Below are 21972 nucleotides of genomic sequence, written 5' to 3'. Positions count from 1 at the left end.
TAGGCTTGGCCGCACACAGGGGACGTATTCAAGCACAAGGAAAAAACCTTGAAGAGTCGGTGAGTTGGAACCAAGAAAATCCACTCACAGCAGAGGGCGCAAAGTTGAAAATCACAGAATTGAAAGACAAGCCAAGCAAAGAGGGATCTCAAAGTTAGGGAGGACACATTCAAACGAGCCGAAAAATTTATAGGCAACGCATGCCCATGCGGCGTTCAGGGAGGCTAAGCCGCTAGTTTTTGATCACCCAGACGGGCACCCTCATATGTTAGGCGAAGGATTTCCTGCTCCTCACGACGGGCCGCATGTGCACGCGAAAAACAAGAAAGGCGAAGTCATAGTATTTACTTATCCGGGGTACCTGGGATGTTCGAAGTTTTAATTTGCAGATCGGAATTTAAGTATCTAAAAAAATACGCCAATGGGCGTATATCTTCACTACCGGCAAATGGTAATGATGAGCTTTCTGCTGTAATGGCGCGTGATCCGAATGGTAAGCTGGGGTTCGATGTGAATCAGGTAGCTGAAAGTATTTTAGATGAATTGTTAGGAGGGTGTTACTGCTTACGCGGCTCAGGCAGTGTTGATCATCCAGGAGTATTCCCCAAGGGAGGCATGCCGAATTTTTTCTTCAAAGATAAAGGTGGCGCATTTAGCAGTTTAGTTGCCTCGCATGTGCGCCATGTGCTAGCCATGAAAAAATACAGCATTCTTTCCCGCTATAGGCACACTGAGAAGCCAGAGCCTTCTGAGTTGTCGCACTTCCTGCAAGATGACAGCCGGATTGAAGAACCATTGTATGAAAGTCTGCTATCTTCTTGCGCATATTTTGGGATTTCTCAATGTTCGCAAGAGCATGGCTGGGGGGCATTTTATTTGATCTCCCAAGACATGGATGGTTTCTTGACTAAGTTAGAAAACTTAGTAGGCGATGAAGGGCGCCTAGTGTTCATCGAAAATATGCGAGAAATGCCCTGTTGGTAGGGCGGCCATCGTTGTGATGAACTACGTTTTGACCCCATGGGACGGCTGGCCGGACGTACCGCCAGCCTGGGTGTCCAGCCGCAGACCGAGCGGTTTGCCTATGCCGGCAATAGCAAGCTGATCCAGGCGGTCAATGCGGCGAGCACGCTGGTGAGGTGCATGAGGAGTGGTCGGCTTGGGCAAAGCAGGTAGGACTGGGTAACCCGCTACGGTTTCAGGGGCAGTATCACAACCGTGAGACCAGGCTGCATTACAACCGGTATCGGTACTATGATCCGTGGTAAGGCGATTTAGTGGGCAGAGCCCGATTAGTTGTTCGCGTGGATTGAATATGCAATGCCGCGCCCCGGTGGTTTACATTAAAAATACGTATGCTGAGATTCAAATAGATGAAGTTACATGGGTTGTACGCAAAGATAATAAAAAAAGAAGCCTACAATGATCTGCGTTGCCTGGCAGGCGCGTTCGACGATTTTGAAGAATACCCCATCATTTCACGGGACAGCAGATTAAAAAAATTACAAAGGAAACTTGAGAAAAAAGACATCTCGGATTTTCTGTTGGGGCTTGCTGTTTTCGTATTGAATACCGTGCGTGCACTCGCCCGCAGCAATCAAAGGCAGTTAGAGCTGACTGCCATCACCTTCACACGCTTCGATGCCAGCGGTGGCTCCACGTTGGTGCCCCAACTCTTCATATACCCAAGTACTGCAGCCGGCGCACTTCGCCAAACGCTTATCAAGAATCAACCTGAAACGGACTCAATGGAAATGACCAAGGTCAAGCAGCTGTTCACGACCTGCGCCTTCGTTGAGAGCTTCGTTTTTCTAGAGAGCAGGTTCTTTGACCACGCCTGCAACGAGGAACTTGTACGTATTTATGCCATCCCTCGACAGACGATGTAGCGCGTGCCTGAGGGGTAGGGGGTTCGATGCGCTTGCCGGCACTCCGCTGACACCTTGCCGTCGAGCGCAAAGCCGCTAGAAGCCCCGCTTCTGGGTTGGTCAATTCGCTATATATTTTTGTGTACAGCGTTGTAACGTCCTGTGAACAACGCTAGCATTCCTGCCGTTTGGCCCACCCGCCATCCCGCTTTCCCCCTATAGCAACCACCGGCTGATCACCTCCTGGGGAGGTCGTGACCAGAAAAACCGTCGGTCGCTATATAAAATAATACACAACGTCGCCCGGGCGCCGCCTACGTCAAGGCCGACACAGGAGCAGCAATGAAGCCGCTAACACCGCACGCCCTGATGGTTGCCGTCGCAGCCCTGGGCGCTGAATCCGCCCTCGCGGAGCAGAAAAACACCTTCACCCTCGGCGAAATCCAGATCTCCGCGCCCCAGGACGAAACCCTGTCCACCGGCGGCTCGGTCATCGACCTGAAGGACATCCGCCTGCACGACCGCGAAACCGTCGCCAGCGCGCTCACCCTGGCCCCCGGCGTCAACCTGGGCTATATCGGCGGTCGCGCCGAGCAGGTGGTGTTCGTGCGCGGCTTCGATCGCCTGCAGGTGCCGGTGTATATCGACGGCATCCCCACCTACGTGCCCTACGACGGCAACATCGACCTGGGCCGCTTCACCACCTACGACCTGTCGCGCATCCAGGTGGACAAGGGCTTTGCCTCGCTGCTGTACGGCCCCAACACCCTGGGCGGGGCGATCAACCTGGTTACCCGGCGCCCGGTGCAGGAATTCGAAGGCGAAGTGGGCGGGGGGCTTGAGCTGACCGATCACGGCAACGTGAACGCCTACCGCACCTACGCCAACGTGGGTTCCAACCAGGGCGCGTGGTGGATGCAGGGCGGGGTGTCGTATGTGGATTACGACTACACCCTGCTGCCCGACGACTTCAAACCCACCAACAACCAGCAAGGCACCGGCCGGCGCGAGAACAGCGACCACCGCGACACCAAGTTCAGCTTCAAGCTGGGCTTCACCCCCAACGAAACCGATGAATACGTGCTCGGCTACGTTCAGCAGGAGGGCAGCAAGGGCCAGCCCACCTATGCCGGCAAGCTGCCGCCGACCGGCCAGCGCGCACGCTGGTGGGAGTGGCCGCGCTCGGACAACACCAGTGTGTTCATCGCCACCAAAACCGGCTTTGGCGAGCACTTTCTGAAAACCCGCGTGTACCACGACACCTTCAAGAACTCGCTGGAAAGCTTCGCCTACCGCAACGGCGTGGTGGGTAACCTGCAGAAGGGCTTCCCGAGCAAGTACGACGACGAGAGCACCGGCTTCTCGGTGGAAGCCGACCTGGCCCTGACCGAAAACAACCGCCTGGGCATCGCCTACCACTTCAAGGATGACGTGCACCGCTCCCGCGATGGCGACAGCCCGCAAACCCACTTTCGCGACCAGACCCAGTCGATTGCCCTGGAAGATACCCTGCGCCTGAACGAGATTTTCAGCGTGGTGGGCGGCGTTTCCTACAACTACCGCAAGAGCCTGGATGCCGAAAACTACGGCACCACCGCCAGCTCGCCCAAGCAGGCCGTGCTGTACGACGAACCCACCGGCAGCAACGACGCGGTCAACGCGCAGCTCGGCCTGTTCGCCAACACCAACCCGCTGCTGGGCACCGATGACAACGGCCAACTGCGCCTCACCGTGGCGCGCAAAAGCCGCTTTGCGACCATCAAGGACCGCTACTCGACCCGCTTCGGTACGGTCATCCCCAGCCCGGACCTGAAGTCCGAACGCGCCACGCACTACGAGTTCGGCTACAGCGGCCAGGTTGCCCCGCAATGGCAGCTGGACGCGGCGCTGTTCGTGGCCAATATCGAAGACTCCATCCAGAAGGTCACCGTGCCCGCGCAGGACAACTGCGCCGCGCCCTGCGGCCAGTTCCAGAACATCGCCAAGGCGCGCAACCAGGGGGTGGAGCTGGGCATCAACGGCGACCTGGGCGAGTGGGAGCTGGCAGCCAACTACACCTTCCTCGACCGCGAGAACCGCAGCGACCGCGACCTGCACCCCACCGACACCCCGCGCCACAGCCTGTTCGGCTCGGCCTCGTGGAACCTCGACGCCTGGAAGCACACCGCCAGCGTGGAGGCGGCCTCGCGTCGCTACAACACCTCCGACGCCACCCAGATGGCACCGGGCTACGCGGTGTACAACCTCAAGACCGGCTACCGCTTCAGCAACGACGTGCTGATCGAGGGCGGCGTGCGCAACCTGTTCGACCGCCTGTACGAGTACAGCGAGGGCTACCCGGAAATGGGCCGCCAATACTTCGTGCAATTCAATGTGCCGCTGTAACTGCTGGCTGGCGGGCCTGCTGCTGGCGTTCAGCGGCCTGCTGAGCGCGGCCCCGCAAAGCGTGGTGGTGATGACCAGCTACCCCGAGGAGGTGATGACGCGGGTGGAGGATGGCTTCGCCCAGGCCCACCCGGAGTATCGCGTGCAGGTCCTCTGGCGCCAGGGCTTCGATGCCTTGCCCTACCTGCTGCAAGCCAGACAGGGCGGGGTGGATGTGTACTGGGCGCCGTCGCCGGGCAACTTCACCCGGCTGGCGAAGGCGGGCAGTTGGCAGCCGCTGGGTATCAGCCTGGAGGGCCTGCCGGCGCAGATCGGCGGCCTGGCGTTGCGTGATCAAAAAAACCTGTACCAGGCGACCGAGCTGGCAGGTTACGGCTTTGCCATCAACACCGCGTCGCTGGCCGAGCTGGGCGTGCCCACGCCCAAGGACTGGCCCGACCTGCTCGACGCTCGCTTGCGCGGGCGGGTGGCGCTGCCCGACCCGGGCCGGGTAGGGTTTGCCCCGGTGCTGCTGGATATCGTGCTGCGCGCCTATGGCTGGGAGCGCGGCTGGGCGCTGTGGAGCGAACTGGCCGGGCAGGCGCGGCTGGTCACGCGCGGCGGTACGCTGGTGAGTGACGAGGTCACCAGCGGGCGGGCAGCGGTTGGCTTGTCGATCGACTTCTTCGTCGCTTCGGCCAAGGCCAACGGCGAGCCGGTGGACTTCGTGTACCCGGCCCACGGTGGGCTCAACCCGGCATTCATCGCCATTACCGCAAGCACCCAGGCGCCGGCCGGTGCCCGGGCGTTCGCACGGTACGTGTTGTCCGACGCCGGGCAGGCGCTGCTGGCCGATGCCGACATTCGCAAGCTGCCGGTGCGCCCGAGCGTGTATGCGCAGCTGCCCGCGCAGTACCACGACCCGTTCGTTGCCGCAGGGCACGGCGCCTATGACTACGGCAACGGCAGCTCGCGCGAACGCCTGGCGCTGATCAGTTCGCTGTTCACCCAATGGCTGGGCCTGCCCCACGAGGCGCTGAACGAACTCTGGACGCGGCTGCACGCGGCCGAAGCGGCGGGGCATGACGTAGCCGCCATACGTCAGTTGTTGACCGCGCCGCCACTGACTGCCGGGCAAGCCGAGGCCAAGCCGTTGCTGGGCCTGTTCGCGGCACGTCAGGACAAGGGCATGGCCCACGAGCCGGCAACCGACCAGGATGCATTGGGCCGTACCGAGATCACCTGGCAGTTCCAGGCCGCGCTGCAGCGGGCAGAGGCGGCGCGGTTGCTGGAGGGGCTGGGTCAGTGACCGTTGTGCGCATCGCCGGGCTGTCGATCGGTTTGCTGGTGAGCGCGCTCGCCAGCGCCGATGTCACCCACACCGCGGTCAACCGTGAAGCCTACGCCCAGCCCTTCGCCGGGCTGGACGAAGGCCAGCTGGAGCGCTTCTTTCGAGGGCGCAGCCTGTTCCGGCAGGCGTGGGTGGTCGCACCGTCTCGCGATGAAGCGGTGGATGGGCTCGGGCCGTTGTACAACCGGGTGTCGTGCATCGCCTGCCACCCCAAGAACGGTCGTGGCCAGGCGCCGCAGCAGGGGGAGGCGATGCGCAGCCTGTTGCTGCGCCTGTCCGTGCCGGGCCGCGATGCCCACGGCGGGCCGAAGCCTCATCCTGTGTATGGCGACCAGCTCAACGACCAAGGTGTGCCCGGCGTGCCGGGGGAAGGGCGGGCCCATGTGTACTGGCAGGAACACGCGGTGCCGCTGGGCGATGGCGAAACCGTGATGCTGCGCACGCCGCGTGTCGAACTGCGCGAGCTGGCCTATGGGCCACTGGACGGGGTGTTGACCTCGGCGCGGGTGGGCTCGCCGGTATTCGGCCTCGGTTTGCTGGAGGCCATCGAGGCCAGCACGCTGCAGGCCATGGCGGCTGAAGCCAAGCCCGACGGCGTGACCGGGCGCGTCAATCAGGTGTGGAGTGTGGAGCGACAGCGTGCCGAGGCGGGCCGCTTTGGCCTCAAGGCCAACCAGCCCGACCTGCGCCAACAGATCGCCCACGCCATGCTGGGCGACCTGGGCATCACCTCCACGCTGGCTCCTGAGCAGAACTGCACCCCTGCCCAACAGGCCTGCGCGCAGGCGCCCCACGGCGGCGAGCCGGAGCTGGACGCGATGCAGCTTGGTGACCTGCATTTCTACCTCGCCCACCTGGCCGTGCCTGCGCGCCGGCAGCAGGCCGAGCCTGCGGTTGTGCAGGGTAAAAAACTGTTTGCCGCGATTGGCTGCACGGCCTGTCACCGGCCCGAACTGGTCACGGGCACACACCCGCTGTACCCGGCGCTGAGCCAGCAACGGATCGCGCCGTACACCGATTTGTTGTTGCACGACATGGGCGAGGGGTTGGCCGATGGCCGTGAGGACTTTCTCGCCAATGGCCGCGAGTGGCGCACCCCTGCGCTGTGGGGGCTTGGGTTGGGTGAGCGGATCAACCCCGGCAGTGGCTACCTGCACGACGGCCGAGCGCGCACGCTGGAGGAAGCCATCGTGTGGCATGGAGGTGAAGCGCAAGTGGCCCGGCAGCGCTATGTAACGCTGGGGGCGAAGGAACGGGCGGCGATTCGGGCGTTTCTTGAGTCGCTGTAGGGCGCTGGACCCAAGGCGATCATCTCTCAGTGACGGGAGCGCGATTCAGCGTGAGAAGGCCAGGGCATGAAGCCCTGGCCAATCGCAACCGTCACTTTTTCTTTTTCGCAGGTTTATCTGCCTTGTCCGACTTCTTGGCCTTCTCTGGCTTGCTGTCCGATTTTTTTGCAGATTTCTTGGGTTCGGCATCTTTTTTCTTGTCTTTCTTTTCTTTCTTTTCAGAGGCTTTGGAAAGAGCCGATGCCGCAGCTGATTTCTTTGCCGATGATGACTTCTTGTCTTTCAAATCCTTGCTGGCTTTTGAAGACCCGTCTTTGCTTTTCTTCTCGTCCTTAGCCACGTTGACCACCTCTGATAGCGCTTGCCGGTATTGGCACGTTGCCTGTGGGATCATCCACATGCTGATCATTAGGCGAGTTCGCCCAGAGGCGGTTCAAATTATTTGAGGCGCTGGGCAGGGCCTTGGCGGATGTTGCGTCAGGTACCGGGGCTTGGCATGCCCGGCAAGCTGGGCCAAGCTTGCATGGGCCTGCAGCAGTTGCTCTACTACGGGCCTTTCATCGATAGCGCTGATGATTACTATCAAAGGGCCCGCCTGTCGGCGCGGTAAAACCCGCTTGTATAATCGCCTTCGATTTTTCCCCGCTTTCCGCGCCTGCTCAAGGCGTCATTTCCCCCATGGAACCCAGCACCATGCCAAGCGCAAGCCAGGCCCCTAGCGGCCTTCCCGAACACAATCAACAGAGCGTCAAACAGCAGTGGCTGGCGATTCTCTCGGTCGCGGTGGGCGCCTTTGCCCTGGTGACCAGCGAGTTTCTGCCGGTGGGCGTACTCAACGATGTCGCCAGCGACCTGGGCATCAGTGCCGGTCATGCCGGCCTGATGGTGACGCTGCCCGGCATCATGGCCGCACTCGCCGCGCCCTTGCTGTCGGTGGGCATCGGCGCGATGGACCGGCGCTACCTGCTGATCGGCCTGACCCTGATCATGATCATCGCCAATGCGGTGGTGGCCTACGCCACCGACTTCAGCCTGCTGCTGTTCGGCCGTGTGCTGCTGGGGGTGAGCATCGGCGGGTTCTGGGCCACGGCCATCGCCCTCAGCGGCCGCCTGGCCCCCAAGGGTGTTGGGGTAGCCCAGGCCACCTCGATCATCATGGTGGGTGTGACCCTGGCCACCGTGCTGGGCGTGCCCGTCGGCACCTGGCTCAGCGGCCTGATGGGCTGGCGCATGACCTTCCTGGTGACCGCGCTGGTGGGTGTACCGGTGCTGCTGGCCCAGGTGTTCCTGCTGCCGCGGCTCAACCCCGACAAGGCCATTCGCATCAGTGACCTGCCGGCACTGTTCATCAATCCGCAAGCCCGGGTCGGCCTGATTGCGGTGTTGCTGATCGGCCTGGCGCACTTTGCCGCGTACACCTACGTGGCACCGTTTTTCAAGCAAAGCGCCGGCTTCGATGGGCCGACCATTGGCTCGCTGCTGTTGCTGTATGGCGTGGCCGGGGTGCTGGGGAATGTCTTCGCCGGGTTTGCCGCCAACCGCAGCGTGCGTTACACGCTGATGCTGGTGGCGCTGATGATTGCCGTCAGCACGGCGCTGTTCCCTTACTTCGCCACCGGCATGACCGGTGCGGTGATGCTGATCGCGCTGTGGGGCTTTGCCTTCGGTGCCTTTCCGGCCTGCGCCAGTATCTGGATGTTCGTGGTAGCGCCCAAGGATGTCGAGCGCGGCATGCCGCTGTTCGTGGCTTTGTTTCAGGTGATCATTGCGCTGGGGTCGTTCTTTGGCGGGCGCATCGTCGACCAGATGGGCAGCTCGGTGCTGCTGAGCCTGGCCACGGCACTGGTGGGCTGCGGTTTTGTCACGGTGCTGGTGCTGGGGCGCAAGGTCAGTAACCGAATGGCGGTTCAGCCTTGCTAGCAGCCCGGCGCATGGGCTGACGTCAATCTTGATGGGGCCGCGTGTGCGGCCTTGCAAGATCGCTGAGATTCGATAGCACCCAAATCAGCACTTCATTGCTGATCTACGGCGCATAGAAACACCCGCCCAGCGGGTCAGTCCACACCAGCTCCCCGGTAGCGGGGCGGCGCATCAGGTTGTCGAGCTTGGCATCCACGTCACATTCATGGCGCTGCGCAAATTCCGCCGCCCTGGCGAGTGTGATCAACACCCCCGCCACCGCGGGATGCTCACCGGCCAAGGCCAGGCACTGTTCAGCAAGCACGGCGTTGGCCGGCAGATCATCATTGTCGTCGAGCAACCCCGACAGCAGGCTGGCAAGTAACGGCTCGCTGGCCTCATCCACGCTTATCAACCTTTCCACTTCGGCCAGCCAGTAGAACTCGTTTTCGCTTCCCCTGAATGAAGCGTCAGAGGGCCCCACGGCGCCATAGTCGTGAATGACCTCGACGACATTACGGTTGCCCTGGGCCCACTGCCGGGCAAGAAAATTGTGGCCGCAACCTTCGAGCGTGAGGCGATAGAGCCTGGTACCGTGCTCGAACAGCATGCTGCTCGAACCCTGGCAAAGGAACGTCGCCTGGTTCAGCGGTGCGCTTGCCAGAATCGCCTGGAAGTTTTTGCCCGCCAGCACCGGTTGATCAGCCATGCCCATTCCCCCCGCTGAAGTTGCCGACCCCTGATGCTTGAACAGCCGCTTTCGAGAGCAGGCCAAGCCTGCTTCTCGGGTGATCCCTTTCCCCAAGCCAGTTGGGGATCAAGGCGCCTTGCGCCGCAAAGTGCTCGACATGCACCACGGTGATTCTGCCGTCTGTGTAGGCCACGGCGTTGATCATCTTCCATGCGCCGGGGCGGGCATGGCGCAACAGCGCGTAGGCAGACGCGACATAGTTCATCCCCGTGCCCAGGCCGAACATCACGATCAGTCGGGTCTCTTGCGGCAGGTCGCGAAGAAAGGCCGTTGTACAGTTGCTGGCCACCGACTTGCCGAACGGGCTGGCAATGAACTTGTCCAGCATCCCGCCGCCTGATCCTTTCCAGGTACCAGCCTTGCGGTCGTGGCGCTCTACGGTGCAACGGATGAGCGATGCGAAATGAAAGCGCCCGTCGTTGTCCGCAATAAGGCGGTCCACCTGTTGCTTGAGCCTGTCAGGCGGGGCGGCGGGGATAAGGCCCACGTGGGCCAGAATCTTGCCCACATTGAGACGACTGCCCTTGTAGGCGATGTCGTCGTGAGGTGTGCTGGCAAGTGCCCCCGCCTGAGTGGGGCCCTTGGAGAAGCCCAGCACAACCACCTCTGGCGTAGTACTGCCCCATGCCAGCGGGTTTGCCGTAATACGCCACTCGCCCTCGGTGCGAGTGGCTACATCGAATGCTGGCGCACTCTCGGTGTGGCAACGCGAGCAGGAGACTCTGCCGTGACGGGGTAAGCAACTCATCAATCCTCCCAAGGTGCCGACGTTTGAAGTAGCAGGGCGCCACAAGATGGACTCGATCCGGCTATTACGCGGCAACTGCGAGCAGCGTAGTTGACGTTGTTTACTTTGCCATCAGCGTGTCTACCGCCCGTTTGTGCTCGGCCAATAGCCGACATGGCGCCTAGCCGGGCACGGGTGCTTCAGTGAGGCCAAGTCGAAGGAAGCTCAATGCATCCTTGTAGAGTGGGTGCCATGCGTCGGATGGCTCGCTATGGAGTGGATGCCAGAAAAACCTGAACGCGTGCCCTCCGTCATCCTGGGTAAAGTGAACCCAGGTGTCGGGAAGCTCGTGGGTGACGTGACACTCATGAAATGCCCACACATGCCCGGTTACCTCAGCGCGCCACACGCCAAGATTTCGTCCCACCGTGCCATTAATTCCGGCTTCCTCGAACAGTTCTCGTACAGCAGCGTCTTCACTCGGCTCACCTGGCTCCACACTTCCCTTGACCAACTGCAGGCCCGCCAACGGATGCGCGAACGCCAGAATCTCCAACGTTTCACGGCTGCGCAGCACCACCGGGCAAGCTTTATCCACTGCGATGTTGTTCTCCCCTTGGCTCATTGCTGTTGAGTGTTGAGCGCGTCGAAAGCTGAACGATGTCAGCTGCCTTCAACACTGCACGATCTTAAAGCATCCATCCGGCTCTGCCGGGTTTTTGCCCCCCTCCCAAGTTCAGGACAAACCAGGCAGCACACTGATGAACCCTGCCCACATGTTGCAGTTTGTTGCCGCAGCCAGATGCCTGGCCTTGAGGTTGACGCAAATCAAGCTGCTGCCTATGGGGTTCGGGAGACCATGGCGGCACGAAAGGAGCGGATCGACAGCAGGCCAACGCCTCGATCCGCATGCGCCACATTGCATAAGGAGCCCCACATGAGCCCGTTGAAGCACGTACTGGTTGCCACCGATTTGTCCACTTCTGCGCGCAACGCAGCAGAGCGGGCCGCACTCCTGAGCCAGGCGCAGCATGCCGCGCTGGACCTGCTCTACGTTGCCAACCCCGCGCCTTACGAGCGCCTCAAGCAGGTTGTGGTACCCGATGACAACCTGTTGAATCGCGTGCTGGAAAGTGCCGGCGAAAACCTGCGTGCAGTGGCTGCCATGCTGTTCCACCGCTACGCCATCTCCGCTGGCACACAGGTCGCGCCCGGTTCGGTGGCTACCGAAATCACCCGTGTGGTGCAAGACAAACACACCAACCTGCTGGTATGCGGGGCCAAGGGGCAGAACCTGGCGCGCCGCCTGCTGGGCTCCACCGTGCAGCGCATGCTGAGCCGCATGCACTGCCCGATGCTGGTGGTCAAACAGGCCCCGCGCGAGGCGTACCGCCGCGTGCTGGTGCCGGTTGATTTTTCGCCTTCGTCGCTGCGTGCCATCACCCTGGCAAAAGCCGTGGCCCCGCAGGCCGAAATCATTCTGATGCACGCGTTCGAAGCGCCCTTCGAGGGCAGCATGCGCTTTGCCTACATCGACCAGGACACCCTCACGCACTACCGCAACGCCATCAAGAAGGATGCCGTGGAGCAACTTGCGGCCCTGAGCGAAGCCGCCGGCCTGCCCAATGCTCGGCAGATCGTGGCACACGGCGACGCAGCCTGGCGGATCGTGGAAACCGAGCAGGAGCTGGACTGCGACCTGATCGTGGTCGGCAAGCAGGGCGAAAGCGCGCTTGAAGAACTGCTGGTGGGCAGCGTCACCAAGCACGTGCTGAGCGAATCGCAGTGCGATGTGTTGGTGTCGATCTAGGGTCTGTAGGTAGGGCCGGGGGGCCGGAAACGCTTGGCACAGCACACGCGATAACGGTTCTGTCGCAAGCGCCGTGAGGCGTTGGTGGCATCCGCAAGGCCCATGTTGCGGATGATGGCGTAATGGTATTGTTGGCTACCGTTACGCCATTCATCAATCGGCACAGAAGAAGTGCTTCATGATCGACACCGCACAGATGGCCCTGATTCTTGATGCGCTGCCCGACCCTGCCTTCATTCTGTCGCGCAGTGGCAAGTACGTTGCGGTGTTTGGTGGCCGCGACGCGCGTTATTACCACGATGGGTCCGGCCTGATCGGCCTGTATATTTCAGACCTGATCAATGCCGACAAGGCGAACTGGTTTCTGGAGCAGATTGCCCGGGCACTGGCCACGGGAAACCTGCTGGTCGCCGAGTACGAGCTGAGCAACAGGGACGTGAAGGGCCTGCCCGATGAGGGCCCCAAAGATCCCATCTGGTTCGAAGGGCGCATCCAGGCCCTGAACTTCAGGGTGGACGAAGAGGAGGTCGTGCTGTGGGTCGCCAGCAATATCTCCGAACGGCACACACTGGAAGTCAGGCTCAGGGAACTGAGCGATACCGACCAGCTCACCGGTCTGTTCAACCGCAGAAAGCTCGAACATGACCTGAAACTGCACCACGAGTCCCTGACACGCTATCGCGTGCCGACGTCGGTGTTCCTGTTCGACCTGGACAACCTCAAGAAAATCAATGATACCCAGGGGCATCACGCCGGTGATCAGATCATCCAGGCGGTGGCCGAGATCTGTCGTTGCGCGCTGCGCGCAACGGATTTCGCCTGCCGCCTGGGTGGCGACGAGTTTGTGGTGGGCCTGCCCAATACCGAGCGCGAGCAGGCGCTGCAGCTTGCCGAGCGTCTGCATGAGCGCTTCCGAAAAGAGCTGAGCCGCTATTGGGCAGGCGACACGGTGGTCACCGTGAGCATTGGCGCAACGGCCATGCTGCCCGAGGACCACGCTTACGAGGACACCTTGAAACGGGCCGATCGTGCCCTGTACGTGGCCAAGAGCATGGGCAAGGACCGGATTGTGTGGCTCTGACGCCAGGGTATGGCCAATGTCAGAAAACCCTTGACCTTCCAGACGTGGCAAGTCGGATAAGTACGCGAACGTTGCTTTGCCCCCGCAAAGCAGGTCGACACTCGTGCGAAAGGCCATGTGATGAACGTCAAACGCGTAACCCTTTTCACTGCGGCGCTAAGCGTCGCGCTCACCAGCGTCGGGTGCAAGGAGACGGCACCCGCGACTGAACCCGCCAAGCCTCCCAGTGTTCCGGTAGCCGAGGTGATCGTGCGCCCGGTAACGCCCCATGCCGAATTCACCGGGTCGCTGACCGCGATCAAGCGGGTCGAACTGCGCCCGCGGGTGGCCGGCTACATTCAGGCGGTGAGCGTGCCCGAGGGCCGCATGGTAGAGAAGGGCAGCCAGCTCTTTGTCATCGATCCACGGCCCTTCCAGGCCGCGCTCGACGCCGCCACCGCACGCCTGCAGGAGGCCCGGGCGGCGTGGCTGCTGGCCCAGGCAGACCATGCCCGAGCCCGGCAACTGTATGCGCAAAAGGTCGTTGCGCGGGACCGGCTCGACAGCGCGATTGCGGCGCTCGATGCGGGCCAGGCCCAGGTCGATGCCGCAAAGGCCGCGCTGGACGCTGCAAAGCTCGACCTGAGCTTCACACGGGTCACCGCACCGATCAGTGGGCGTGTAGGGCAAACCCTGGTCACCGAAGGCAACTACGTCACCAATGGGGTGACGCCACTGACCACCATCGTCTCTGTCGACCCCCTGCATGTGTACTTCGATGTGGACGAGCGCACGTACCTGCGCTCGCTCGCATCAAGCCGGCCTGGCGCGGGCGCGCAGGCGGCGAAGGTGAGCGTGGCGCTGGCCACCGACAAGCAGTACGCGCGGCCCGGCCGCGTCGATTTTCTGGCCAACGCCGCCGATCGCAACACCGGCACGCTGCGTGTTCGCGCGGTGGTCGACAACCCCGACGGGCAGCTGACGCCCGGTTTGTTTGCCAAGGTGAAGCTTGAGACCGGCACGCCACAGGCCAGGGTGCTGATCTCGGACCAGTCGATTTCGACCGACCAGGGCAGCCGCTACGTACTGGTAGTGGGCAAGGACGACAAGACCCAGTACCGCCCGGTCGAACTCGGCCCGATGGTGGAGGGCTTGCGCGTGATCGAAAAAGGCCTGCAGCCCGGCGAGCGCATCGTGGTCAAGGGCCTGGTGCGTCCGGACATGCAGGTTACGCCGCAGCCCACCTCGATCGAGGGTTCGCCCGTCACGGCGCAGCAAACCCTGGGGGCGGCGCAATGACATTCCCGCGCTTCTTCATCGATCGTCCCATTTTTGCCATCGTCCTCTCGATACTGATGATGATTGCCGGCATCGTCGCCTTCTTCCAGCTGCCGCTGAGCGAGTACCCGGCGGTAACGCCGCCGACCGTGCAGGTGACGGCGTCCTATCCGGGGGCCAACCCCCAGGTAATCGCACAAACCGTGGCCGCGCCACTGGAGCAGGCGATTACCGGGGTGGAGGGCATGCTGTACATGGCGTCGCAGTCTGCCACCGATGGCCGGATGGTACTGACCATCACTTTCGCCCAGGGCACCAATGCCGATATTGCGCAGATCCAGGTGCAGAACCGCGTTTCGCGGGTTCTGCCGCGCCTGCCGGCAGAGGTGCAGCACCAGGGCGTGGTCACCCAGAAGACCTCGCCGGACATGCTGATGGTGGTTCACCTGCTGTCTCCCGACAAACGCTACGACCCGCTCTACATGTCGAACTACGCCTACCTTCAGGTGCGCGATGAACTGTCGCGCCTGCCCGGCATCAGCGATGTGCTGGTGTGGGGCGCCGGGGAGTACAGCATGCGGCTGTGGCTCGACCCGGACCTGATCGCCGCGCGCGGGCTCACCGCAGGCGAGGTGATCGAAGCGGTGCGCGAGCAGAACGTGCAGGTGGCAGCGGGGTCGGTCGGCCAGGCGCCCAACGCCACCGCCGCGTTCCAGGTAACCGTGAACACCCTGGGGCGGCTGACCGATGAGCAGCAGTTTGGCGACATCATCATTCGCACCGGCGACGACGGTCAGGTCACGCGCCTGCGCGATGTGGCCCGTATTGAGATGGGCGCCGACTCTTACGCACTACGCAGCCTGCTCGATGGCGAACCGGCCGTTGCGCTGCAGATCATCCAGAGCCCGGGCGCCAATGCCCTGGACGTTGCCCAGGCGGTGCGCGAAACCATGCAGCGGCTGGAGGCGAACTTCCCGGCGGGGCTCACCTCGCGCATTGCCTATGACCCCACGGTGTTCGTGCAGGCCTCGCTGGAGTCGGTGGCCATCACCTTGCTGGAGGCGATCATGCTGGTGGTGATCGTGGTGGTGCTGTTTCTGCACAACTGGCGCGCGTCGCTCATCCCGCTGATGGCGGTGCCGGTGTCGCTGGTGGGCACCTTTGCGGTCATGCACCTGATGGGCTTTTCGCTCAACACCCTGTCGTTGTTCGGCCTGGTGCTATCGATCGGGATCGTGGTGGACGATGCCATCGTGGTGGTGGAGAACGTCGAGCGTCATATCGAGAACGGCGAGGCGCCGGCCCAGGCCGCCAGGCTTGCCATGGACGAGGTGACCGGGCCCATCATCGCGATCACCTCGGTGCTGGCTGCGGTGTTCATCCCCACGGCGTTCCTCAGCGGCCTGCAGGGCGAGTTCTATCGCCAGTTCGCGCTCACCATTGCCATCTCGACGATTCTGTCGGCGGTCAATTCGCTGACCCTCAGCCCCGCACTCGCCGGGTTGCTGCTGCAGCCACGCCAGCACGGCGATACGCCCGACCCCCGCAGCCTGCGCGGGCGTGCCCGGCGGTTGCTCGGCACCCTTGGCCGGCCGTTCCAGCGTGCACCGCAGGCCTATGGCAACACGGTGCGCAAGGTGGTCCGGCTCAGCGGCCTGGTGCTTGTGGTGTACGTCGGCCTGCTGGGGTTGACCGCGTTCGGCTTCAATGCCGTGCCACCGGGCTTTGTACCGATGCAGGACAAGTACTACCTGGTGGCCATCGCCCAGTTGCCCAACGCGTCGTCGCTGGACCGCACCGAAGCGGTGGCCAGGCAGATGTCGCAGTTGGCCCTGGCCGAGCCGGGCGTCGAAAGCGTGGTGGCGTTCCCGGGGCTTTCGATCAACGGTTTCGTCAACGTGCCCAACGCCGCGGTGATGTTCATCATGCTCGACCCGTTCAAGGAACGTGCCTCGCCGGACCTGGCTGCAACCGCCATCGCCGGGCGCCTGCAGGCCAGGTTTGCGGGCATTCCCGATGGTTTTCTTGGGGTGTTCCCGCCACCCCCGGTGCCCGGCCTGGGTGCCACCGGCGGCTTCAAGATGCAAGTCGAGGACCGCAGCGGCGCGGGGCTGGAGGCCCTGGTGCAGCACACCCGCATCCTGATGATGAAGGCCACCGAGTCGGGGCAGTTGGCCGGGCTGATGACCAGCCTCGATATCAATGCACCGCAGCTCGACGTGGTCATCGACCGGGCCCAGGTCAAGAGCCAGGGCGTGCGCCTGACCGATGTGTTCGAGGCACTGCAGGTGTACCTGGGTTCGCTGTACGTCAACGACTTCAACCGCTTTGGCCGCACCTACAAGGTCACGGCGCAGGCCGACACGGACCACCGCATGCAGGCCGAAGCCATCGGCCGCCTGCAGGTACGCAATGCGGCCGGGGCCATGCTGCCGTTGTCGGCGTTTGTCAGCGTTACGCCAAGCTCCGGCCCGGACCGGGTGATTCACTACAACGGCTACCCCTCGGCGGACATTTCGGGGGGCGCGATGCCGGGCGTGAGTTCAGGGCAGGCGGTTGCGCTGATGGAGCGTCTGGCTGGGGAAATGCTGCCTGAAGGCATGACCTTCGAATGGACCGACCTGACCTACCAGCAGAAGCTGGCCGGCGATTCGGCGCTGTTCATCTTCCCGCTGTGCGTGTTGCTGGCCTACCTGATTCTGGCGGCGCAGTACAACAGCTGGCTGCTGCCCCTGGCGGTGCTGCTGATTGTGCCGATGTGCCTGTTGAGCGCAATCATCGGGGTGTGGCTGATGGAGGGCGACAACAACGTGTTCGTGCAGATCGGGCTGATCGTGCTGGTGGGCCTGGCCGCCAAGAACGCGATCCTCATCGTCGAGTTCGCCCGTACCCTGGAAGCGCGGGGGGCGAGTGTGCTGGAGGCGGTTGTGGAGGCATGCCGGTTGCGCCTGCGCCCGATCGTGATGACGTCCCTGGCCTTCGTCGCCGGCGTCGTGCCGCTGGTGCTTGCCAGCGGCGCAGGTGCCGAGATGCGCCAGGCCATGGGGGTGGCGGTGTTTGCCGGCATGCTCGGGGTGACGCTGTTCGGCCTGTTCCTGACCCCGGTTTTCTATGTGGTGATCCGTGGCCTGGCGGCCCGCTTCGAGCGGCACACGCCCACAGCCCAGCCTGCCCTGGAGGAGCGCCGTTCATGAGCCTTTGCTATCGAGCTGTTCTGGCGCCCCTGGCCACCCTCATGCTGCTGTCCGGGTGTGCTGCAGTAGGCCCCGACTACGTTGCGCCGTCGCTGCCGGCAACGCAGCTTCCCGCACGCTTCGATGAGCTGCCTGCCGGGCTTGGCCCCGGCAGCGTCGAGGCCCGGTGGTGGGGTGCCTTTGACGAGCCGGCGTTGACCGGGCTGGTTCAGCGGGCGCTTGCCGCCAACCATGACATCGCGATTGCTGCCGTGCGGCTCGAAGAGGCCAGGGCGATGTTGCGCGAAAGCCGCCAGGGTTTCCTTCCGCGTGGCGGCCCTGCGCTCAGCTACGAGAACCGCCGCTGGAGCGAAGTGCAGACACCGGCTGGCCAGTCGCGGCAGAACGAAACCTATCGGGGGGCGGTCGATGCGTCCTGGGAAATCGACCTGTTCGGCCGCGTGCGCCGCTCGGTGGAGGCCGCACGCGCCCAGGCCGGTTCGCGCGAGGCGTTGCTGCGCGGGGTGCAGGCGAGTGTGGCGGCCGAGATGGCGGCCACCTGGTTCGAGCTGCGGGGCATCGAGGCCGAGTTGGCGGTTGCGGCCGATACCCGCCAAAGCCAGCGCGACAGCCTGAGCATGGTCGAACGCCAGGTGAACGCCGGGGCGGCCACCGAGTTCGACCGGCTGCGGGCCGAAGCCCTGTTGCGCTCGGTCGAGGTGAGCGTGCCCGAGCTGGAGCGTCGGCGTGATGCCTCGGTCAACGCCCTGGCAATCCTGCTGGGCGAGCCGCCGCAGCGGTTCACACCACCGGCCGCCGAGCCTGGGGATCAGGCGCTGGCCCTGCGCACGATCGCCGTCGGTGAGCCCACGGCGTTACTCTGGAGGCGCTCCGACATTGCCGCGGCAGAACGCGCCCTTGCGGCCGCCACGGCGCAAATCGGGGTCGAGACGGCGGGCCTCTATCCCGAGGTGCAGGTGCAGGGCTCCATCGGTGTGGTCACCGGAAGCCTCGACGGGATGAGTGGCGCGGGCGCGCTGTCGAGCTTTATCGGCCCGATGATTCGCTGGTCCCTGCTGGACACCGGGCGTGTACGTGCCCGCATTGCCGCCAGCGAGGCACGCGCCAGGGAGGCGTTGATCGTGTACGACCAGACGGTAGTGCGCGCGTTGCAGGAAACCGATGATGCCTTCAAGGCCCACGGGGCTGCGAGCAATACCCTGAGGCTGCGATTGCTCGAATCGGCGGCCAACGGCGAGGCGGCGCGGCTTGCCCGGGCGCGGTTCTCGGAGGGCGAGGGCGTCTATCTGGATGTGCTTGAGGCCGAGCGCGCCGATTACGCCAGCCGACGCGCCCTGACCGCTGCACGTACCCGACAACGCCTGGCGGTTGTGGGCATCTACAAGGCGCTGGGTGGTGGCTGGGAAGTCTGCGCGCAGGCCCGGCAGCCGTGCGACGGCGCCTCTCTCTAGCGTTCCATCAGGCAAAAATAATCCCCGAAACCGGGGATTATTTTCATACGGCTTCCACCAGCGTGTTACTGCTGTTCCGTACCGTCGGGCAACGCATAGGCAATGATGTAGTCGCCCACATCAGGCGAATGGCTCATGCCGCCCGCCGAGATCACCACATACTGCTTGCCGGTCGCCGGCGACTGGTAGATCAACGGCGCTGCCACTGCACCTACCGGCAGGCGGGCTTTCCACACCTCCTTGCCGGTGGCCGAGTCCAGAGCCCGCAGGTAGTAGTCCTGGGTGCCGGCAAAGAACACCAGCCCCGAGGCGGTCGAGGTAGGGCCGCCCAGCGTCGGCATGCCCAGCGGGATCGGCAGGTGGGTCTTGAGGCCCAGGGGGCCGGTGTCCTGCACGGTGCCCAGCGGTACCTGCCACACCAGCTTCTGGGTGTTCAGGTCGATGGCGCTCATGCTGCCGAACGGCGGGGTGTTGCACGGCACGCCCAGGGGGGATTGCAGGATGTCGATTTTTACCCCGCCATAGATGCCCGCCACTTGTGGGCGAATCGTGCCCATGAAGCCCGGCACCTCATCGGTGGAAACCTTGAACTTGCTGGTGTTTTCCTTGGTGACCAGCGCCATGCGCAGCGGTACGCGCATATCGTTGACGAACATCATGCCGGTGTTTTCGTCGATGGAGATGCCACCCCAGTTCATGCCACCCAGCAGGCCCGGCCATTCGATGTAGGGCTTTTCGGTCGGCGGGGTGAAGGGGCCCACATACACCGAGTCCTTGAACATGATGCGGCAGTACAGCTGGTCGAAGGTGCTCACGCCCCACATGGACTTCTCGGTCAGGGGCTCGGCACCAATCACCGGCATGCCCACCGAGTGCGGTTGGGTCGGTGCCAGGTGTTCGCCTTCGGCGGCGGGGGATGTCGGTACGGGCAGCTCCTGAACTTCAGTCACCGGCTGGCCGGTGCGGCGGTCCAGCACGAAGATGTTGCCGGTCTTGGTGGTCTGGATCAGCACCGGGGTCTTCTCGCCCTGGGCGTTCTTGATGTCGTACAGCACCGGTTGCGAGGGCAGGTCGTAGTCCCACACGTCGTGGTGCACAGTCTGGTACACCCACTTGGCCTTGCCGGTCGAGGCATCGACGGCCACCACGGCCGAACCGTACTTTTCCTTGGCCTGGTTGCGGTCGCCACCCCAGTAGTCGGGCGGGCCGTTGCCGGTGGGCAGGTACACCAGGTTCAGTGCCTTGTCGTAGGTGGGCACGGTCCACACGTTGGGGGTTTCCAGGGTGAACTGGTGGTCGCTGGCGGTTGCGTCCTGGCCTTCAGGCGCACCGATGTCCCAGGCCCACACCAGCGCACCGGTCAGCACGTCGAAGGCACGCACGGCGCCCGACGGCTCCTTGGCGACGATGTCGCGCACCCAGCCGCCGACCACGGTGAGGTGGCCCATTACCACGGGCAGGGAGGTGGGGTGGTAGCGCTTGCTGTTCTCGGTGGGGCCCATGCCTTTTTTCAGGTCGACATAACCGTTGTCGCCAAAGCTCGGGCACAGGGTGCCGGTGTGTGCGTCCAGGGCAAACAGGCGGGCGTCGACCGACGACACCAGGATGCGCTGGCGGCACTGCTGCTCGCCATACGAGGCCTTGACCTCGGCGCTCAGGCTGTCGTCCTTGTCGATGTCGTGATAACCCACGCCGCGGCACGTCACGTGCTCGGCGCTGCGCGCGTGCGGGTCGAACTTCCAGATCGGCTTGCCCGTGTCGGCGTCGAGGGCGGTGATCAGGTTTTCTGGCGTGCATGAATACAGCACGTTGCCGATCTGCAGCGGGGTGTTCTCGTCCACGCCGGCACCGGCGCCCGTGGTTCTGCGGCCGGTGCGGTAGATCCAGGCCACTTGCAGGTCCTTGACGTTCGCCGGGGTGATCTGGCTGAACGGCGCAAAGCGCGTGCCCGAGGCGTTGCGGCCGAAGAACTCCCAGTTTTCCGGCGCGGCGGGGGCTTCGGTTGGCGCAGGCTTGGCCGTGGAGGCGAGCGGGGTGGAGATTGCACCGTGCGGGTAGAACGCCGCCACGAAGGTCGCGATCAGCCCCGCGAACACCGCAAAGCCGAAGCGGTTGGCCAGGCGTCGGGTGCTTGCCGAGGTGCCGGGCAAGGCTGCGCCGACCCACAGGCTGAGGGTCAGGATGATTGCCGGTACCACCAGGCGTGGCAGCAGCTCCCAGTAGCTGAACTGGCCGACTTCGTAGAATGCCCACACACAGGTTGCCAGGGCGATGGCTACCGAAAGGGCGATGCCGGCGCTTTTGCGCAGGAACATCAGCGCTGCCAGCAGCAGGTATGCAACGCCTGCGATCAGGTAGTAAGGCGAGCCATCGAGTGCTACCAGTTTGAAGCCGCCGTAGATCATCGCCAGCGATACGAGCAGCACCAGCAGGGCAAACAGCACCCTTGCGGTGGTGCCGAGTGCAAACTTCCGAGTTTGCGGTTGATGGTCATCCGTCATTTTTTTCATACGTTCCGTTAGTCAATGGAAAGTGCACGCAAGCTCTGCGCAGGGGTCAAGGCATTCAGTCGGCAGCGGTAAAGATCGAACCCGTGGGGTGTGGCGATCAGCGCGCAAGGGCGTGCGCGATCATTCGATACGGGGGGCGCCGAAGGCTCTGGGAAAGGGTGTTGGCGTTGGGGTGGCCTTTGCGGAGTCGGCGCGGTAGGGCTGCCTGAAAACGGTGGCCAGTTTAGGCGGGCGAGGCGGGGCGGATAAATGCTCAAGGTCGAAAAGCATTGTTGGGGAAACAGTAACAATGGGGACGGTCGGTAGGCCGCGTGGGCGGCCCGCGGAACGAAAGGGAGGCAGCTGTACGCGGGTTAGCAGACCAGGGATCAAGGACCCCGGCGCGCATGAATGCGCCCCGCGTACAGTCGCCATAACACC

Annotated in this window: 16 protein-coding genes and 1 pseudogene; 12 read left to right on the top strand and 5 right to left on the bottom strand. The window is 63.3% G+C overall.

Annotation, left to right across the window (positions count from 1 at the left end):
• Window positions 1-366: 366 nt before the first annotated feature.
• From JZZ72_RS21960 to JZZ72_RS21935, 6 genes and pseudogenes are all read left to right on the top strand, one after another.
• The gene (locus tag JZZ72_RS21960) at window positions 367-984 is read left to right on the top strand and encodes a hypothetical protein (protein ID WP_210015145.1); all 618 of its coding nucleotides are present in this window, start codon (window positions 367-369) and stop codon (window positions 982-984) included.
• Between the two features lie 149 nt (window positions 985-1133).
• A pseudogene (locus tag JZZ72_RS27885) lies at window positions 1134-1333 on the top strand (RHS repeat-associated core domain-containing protein); the annotation flags it as partial.
• Window positions 1334-1373: 40 nt separating this feature from the next.
• Window positions 1374-1889, top strand: coding sequence for a hypothetical protein (locus JZZ72_RS21950; RefSeq protein WP_210015144.1), 516 nt, complete (start codon window positions 1374-1376; stop codon window positions 1887-1889).
• Between the two features lie 321 nt (window positions 1890-2210).
• A complete protein-coding gene (locus tag JZZ72_RS21945; protein WP_058540073.1) occupies window positions 2211-4253 on the top strand; it encodes a TonB-dependent receptor plug domain-containing protein in 2043 nt (680 codons plus the stop codon).
• Complete coding sequence (locus JZZ72_RS21940; protein ID WP_058540074.1) at window positions 4240-5541, top strand: ABC transporter substrate-binding protein; 1302 nt, start codon at window positions 4240-4242, stop codon at window positions 5539-5541. The genes JZZ72_RS21945 and JZZ72_RS21940 overlap by 14 nt, the downstream gene beginning before the upstream one ends.
• Window positions 5538-6872, top strand: a complete 1335-nt coding sequence (locus JZZ72_RS21935) for a di-heme oxidoreductase family protein (RefSeq protein WP_058540075.1) — start codon at window positions 5538-5540, stop codon at window positions 6870-6872. Before JZZ72_RS21940 ends, JZZ72_RS21935 begins: the two co-directional genes overlap by 4 nt.
• A 91-nt stretch (window positions 6873-6963) precedes the next feature.
• On the opposite strand, the gene JZZ72_RS21930 is transcribed toward JZZ72_RS21935, so the two are convergent.
• On the bottom strand, window positions 6964-7212 hold the full coding sequence (locus tag JZZ72_RS21930) for a hypothetical protein (protein ID WP_231390615.1): 249 nt from the start codon (window positions 7210-7212) through the stop codon (window positions 6964-6966).
• 353 nt (window positions 7213-7565) lie between these two features.
• On the opposite strand from JZZ72_RS21930, the gene JZZ72_RS21925 reads away from it, so the two are divergent.
• Window positions 7566-8792: an MFS transporter gene (locus tag JZZ72_RS21925; RefSeq protein WP_043859956.1), complete on the top strand. Its 1227-nt coding sequence runs from the start codon at window positions 7566-7568 to the stop codon at window positions 8790-8792.
• A 103-nt stretch (window positions 8793-8895) separates the two neighbouring features.
• On the opposite strand, the gene JZZ72_RS21920 is transcribed toward JZZ72_RS21925, so the two are convergent.
• From JZZ72_RS21920 to JZZ72_RS21910, 3 genes are all read right to left on the bottom strand, one after another.
• Window positions 8896-9480 (bottom strand): hypothetical protein, encoded by a 585-nt coding sequence (locus JZZ72_RS21920; protein WP_153002421.1) that lies wholly within the window; start codon window positions 9478-9480, stop codon window positions 8896-8898.
• Complete coding sequence (locus tag JZZ72_RS21915) at window positions 9473-10120, bottom strand: hypothetical protein (RefSeq protein ID WP_201023423.1); 648 nt, start codon at window positions 10118-10120, stop codon at window positions 9473-9475. Before JZZ72_RS21915 ends, JZZ72_RS21920 begins: the two co-directional genes overlap by 8 nt.
• Window positions 10121-10430: 310 nt before the next feature.
• Window positions 10431-10874 carry an NUDIX hydrolase gene (locus tag JZZ72_RS21910; RefSeq protein WP_081315088.1) on the bottom strand — a complete coding sequence of 148 codons (444 nt, stop codon included), beginning with the start codon at window positions 10872-10874 and terminating at the stop codon, window positions 10431-10433.
• A 312-nt stretch (window positions 10875-11186) separates the two neighbouring features.
• Here JZZ72_RS21910 and JZZ72_RS21905 point away from each other — a divergent pair, with 312 nt between their 5' ends.
• From JZZ72_RS21905 to JZZ72_RS21885, 5 genes are all read left to right on the top strand, one after another.
• On the top strand, window positions 11187-12059 hold the full coding sequence (locus tag JZZ72_RS21905; RefSeq protein WP_058540078.1) for a universal stress protein: 873 nt from the start codon (window positions 11187-11189) through the stop codon (window positions 12057-12059).
• A gap of 178 nt (window positions 12060-12237) precedes the next feature.
• Window positions 12238-13140 (top strand): GGDEF domain-containing protein, encoded by a 903-nt coding sequence (locus JZZ72_RS21900; RefSeq protein ID WP_054916663.1) that lies wholly within the window; start codon window positions 12238-12240, stop codon window positions 13138-13140.
• A gap of 120 nt (window positions 13141-13260) precedes the next feature.
• Window positions 13261-14418 carry an efflux RND transporter periplasmic adaptor subunit gene (locus JZZ72_RS21895; RefSeq protein ID WP_058540079.1) on the top strand — a complete coding sequence of 386 codons (1158 nt, stop codon included), beginning with the start codon at window positions 13261-13263 and terminating at the stop codon, window positions 14416-14418.
• Window positions 14415-17591: an efflux RND transporter permease subunit gene (locus tag JZZ72_RS21890; RefSeq protein WP_210015143.1), complete on the top strand. Its 3177-nt coding sequence runs from the start codon at window positions 14415-14417 to the stop codon at window positions 17589-17591. Before JZZ72_RS21895 ends, JZZ72_RS21890 begins: the two co-directional genes overlap by 4 nt.
• Entirely contained in the window at window positions 17588-19042 is a 1455-nt protein-coding gene (locus tag JZZ72_RS21885) for an efflux transporter outer membrane subunit (protein ID WP_210015142.1), read from the top strand. The genes JZZ72_RS21890 and JZZ72_RS21885 overlap by 4 nt, the downstream gene beginning before the upstream one ends.
• Window positions 19043-19107: 65 nt before the next feature.
• On the opposite strand, the gene JZZ72_RS21880 is transcribed toward JZZ72_RS21885, so the two are convergent.
• Window positions 19108-21543 carry a membrane-bound PQQ-dependent dehydrogenase, glucose/quinate/shikimate family gene (locus JZZ72_RS21880; RefSeq protein WP_104572332.1) on the bottom strand — a complete coding sequence of 812 codons (2436 nt, stop codon included), beginning with the start codon at window positions 21541-21543 and terminating at the stop codon, window positions 19108-19110.
• Window positions 21544-21972 lie beyond the last annotated feature (429 nt).

It is taken from the genome of Pseudomonas palmensis (assembly GCF_017848315.1).
GTDB lineage: Bacteria > Pseudomonadota > Gammaproteobacteria > Pseudomonadales > Pseudomonadaceae > Aquipseudomonas > Aquipseudomonas palmensis.
The sequence above is the reverse complement of the archived record's forward strand: the minus strand, read 5'-3'. Positions and strand labels throughout refer to the sequence as shown.

Coding starts and splice junctions, on each gene's coding strand:
- JZZ72_RS21960 (WP_210015145.1), top strand. CDS start 367: ATGTTCGAAGTTTTAATTTGCAGATCGGAATTTAAGTATCTAAAAAAA.
- JZZ72_RS21910 (WP_081315088.1), bottom strand. CDS start 10,874: ATGAGCCAAGGGGAGAACAACATCGCAGTGGATAAAGCTTGCCCGGTG.
- JZZ72_RS21950 (WP_210015144.1), top strand. CDS start 1,374: ATGAAGTTACATGGGTTGTACGCAAAGATAATAAAAAAAGAAGCCTAC.
- JZZ72_RS21920 (WP_153002421.1), bottom strand. CDS start 9,480: ATGGCTGATCAACCGGTGCTGGCGGGCAAAAACTTCCAGGCGATTCTG.
- JZZ72_RS21895 (WP_058540079.1), top strand. CDS start 13,261: ATGAACGTCAAACGCGTAACCCTTTTCACTGCGGCGCTAAGCGTCGCG.
- JZZ72_RS21925 (WP_043859956.1), top strand. CDS start 7,566: ATGCCAAGCGCAAGCCAGGCCCCTAGCGGCCTTCCCGAACACAATCAA.
- JZZ72_RS21905 (WP_058540078.1), top strand. CDS start 11,187: ATGAGCCCGTTGAAGCACGTACTGGTTGCCACCGATTTGTCCACTTCT.
- JZZ72_RS21890 (WP_210015143.1), top strand. CDS start 14,415: ATGACATTCCCGCGCTTCTTCATCGATCGTCCCATTTTTGCCATCGTC.
- JZZ72_RS21880 (WP_104572332.1), bottom strand. CDS start 21,543: ATGACGGATGACCATCAACCGCAAACTCGGAAGTTTGCACTCGGCACC.
- JZZ72_RS21940 (WP_058540074.1), top strand. CDS start 4,240: ATGTGCCGCTGTAACTGCTGGCTGGCGGGCCTGCTGCTGGCGTTCAGC.
- JZZ72_RS21885 (WP_210015142.1), top strand. CDS start 17,588: ATGAGCCTTTGCTATCGAGCTGTTCTGGCGCCCCTGGCCACCCTCATG.
- JZZ72_RS21945 (WP_058540073.1), top strand. CDS start 2,211: ATGAAGCCGCTAACACCGCACGCCCTGATGGTTGCCGTCGCAGCCCTG.
- JZZ72_RS21900 (WP_054916663.1), top strand. CDS start 12,238: ATGATCGACACCGCACAGATGGCCCTGATTCTTGATGCGCTGCCCGAC.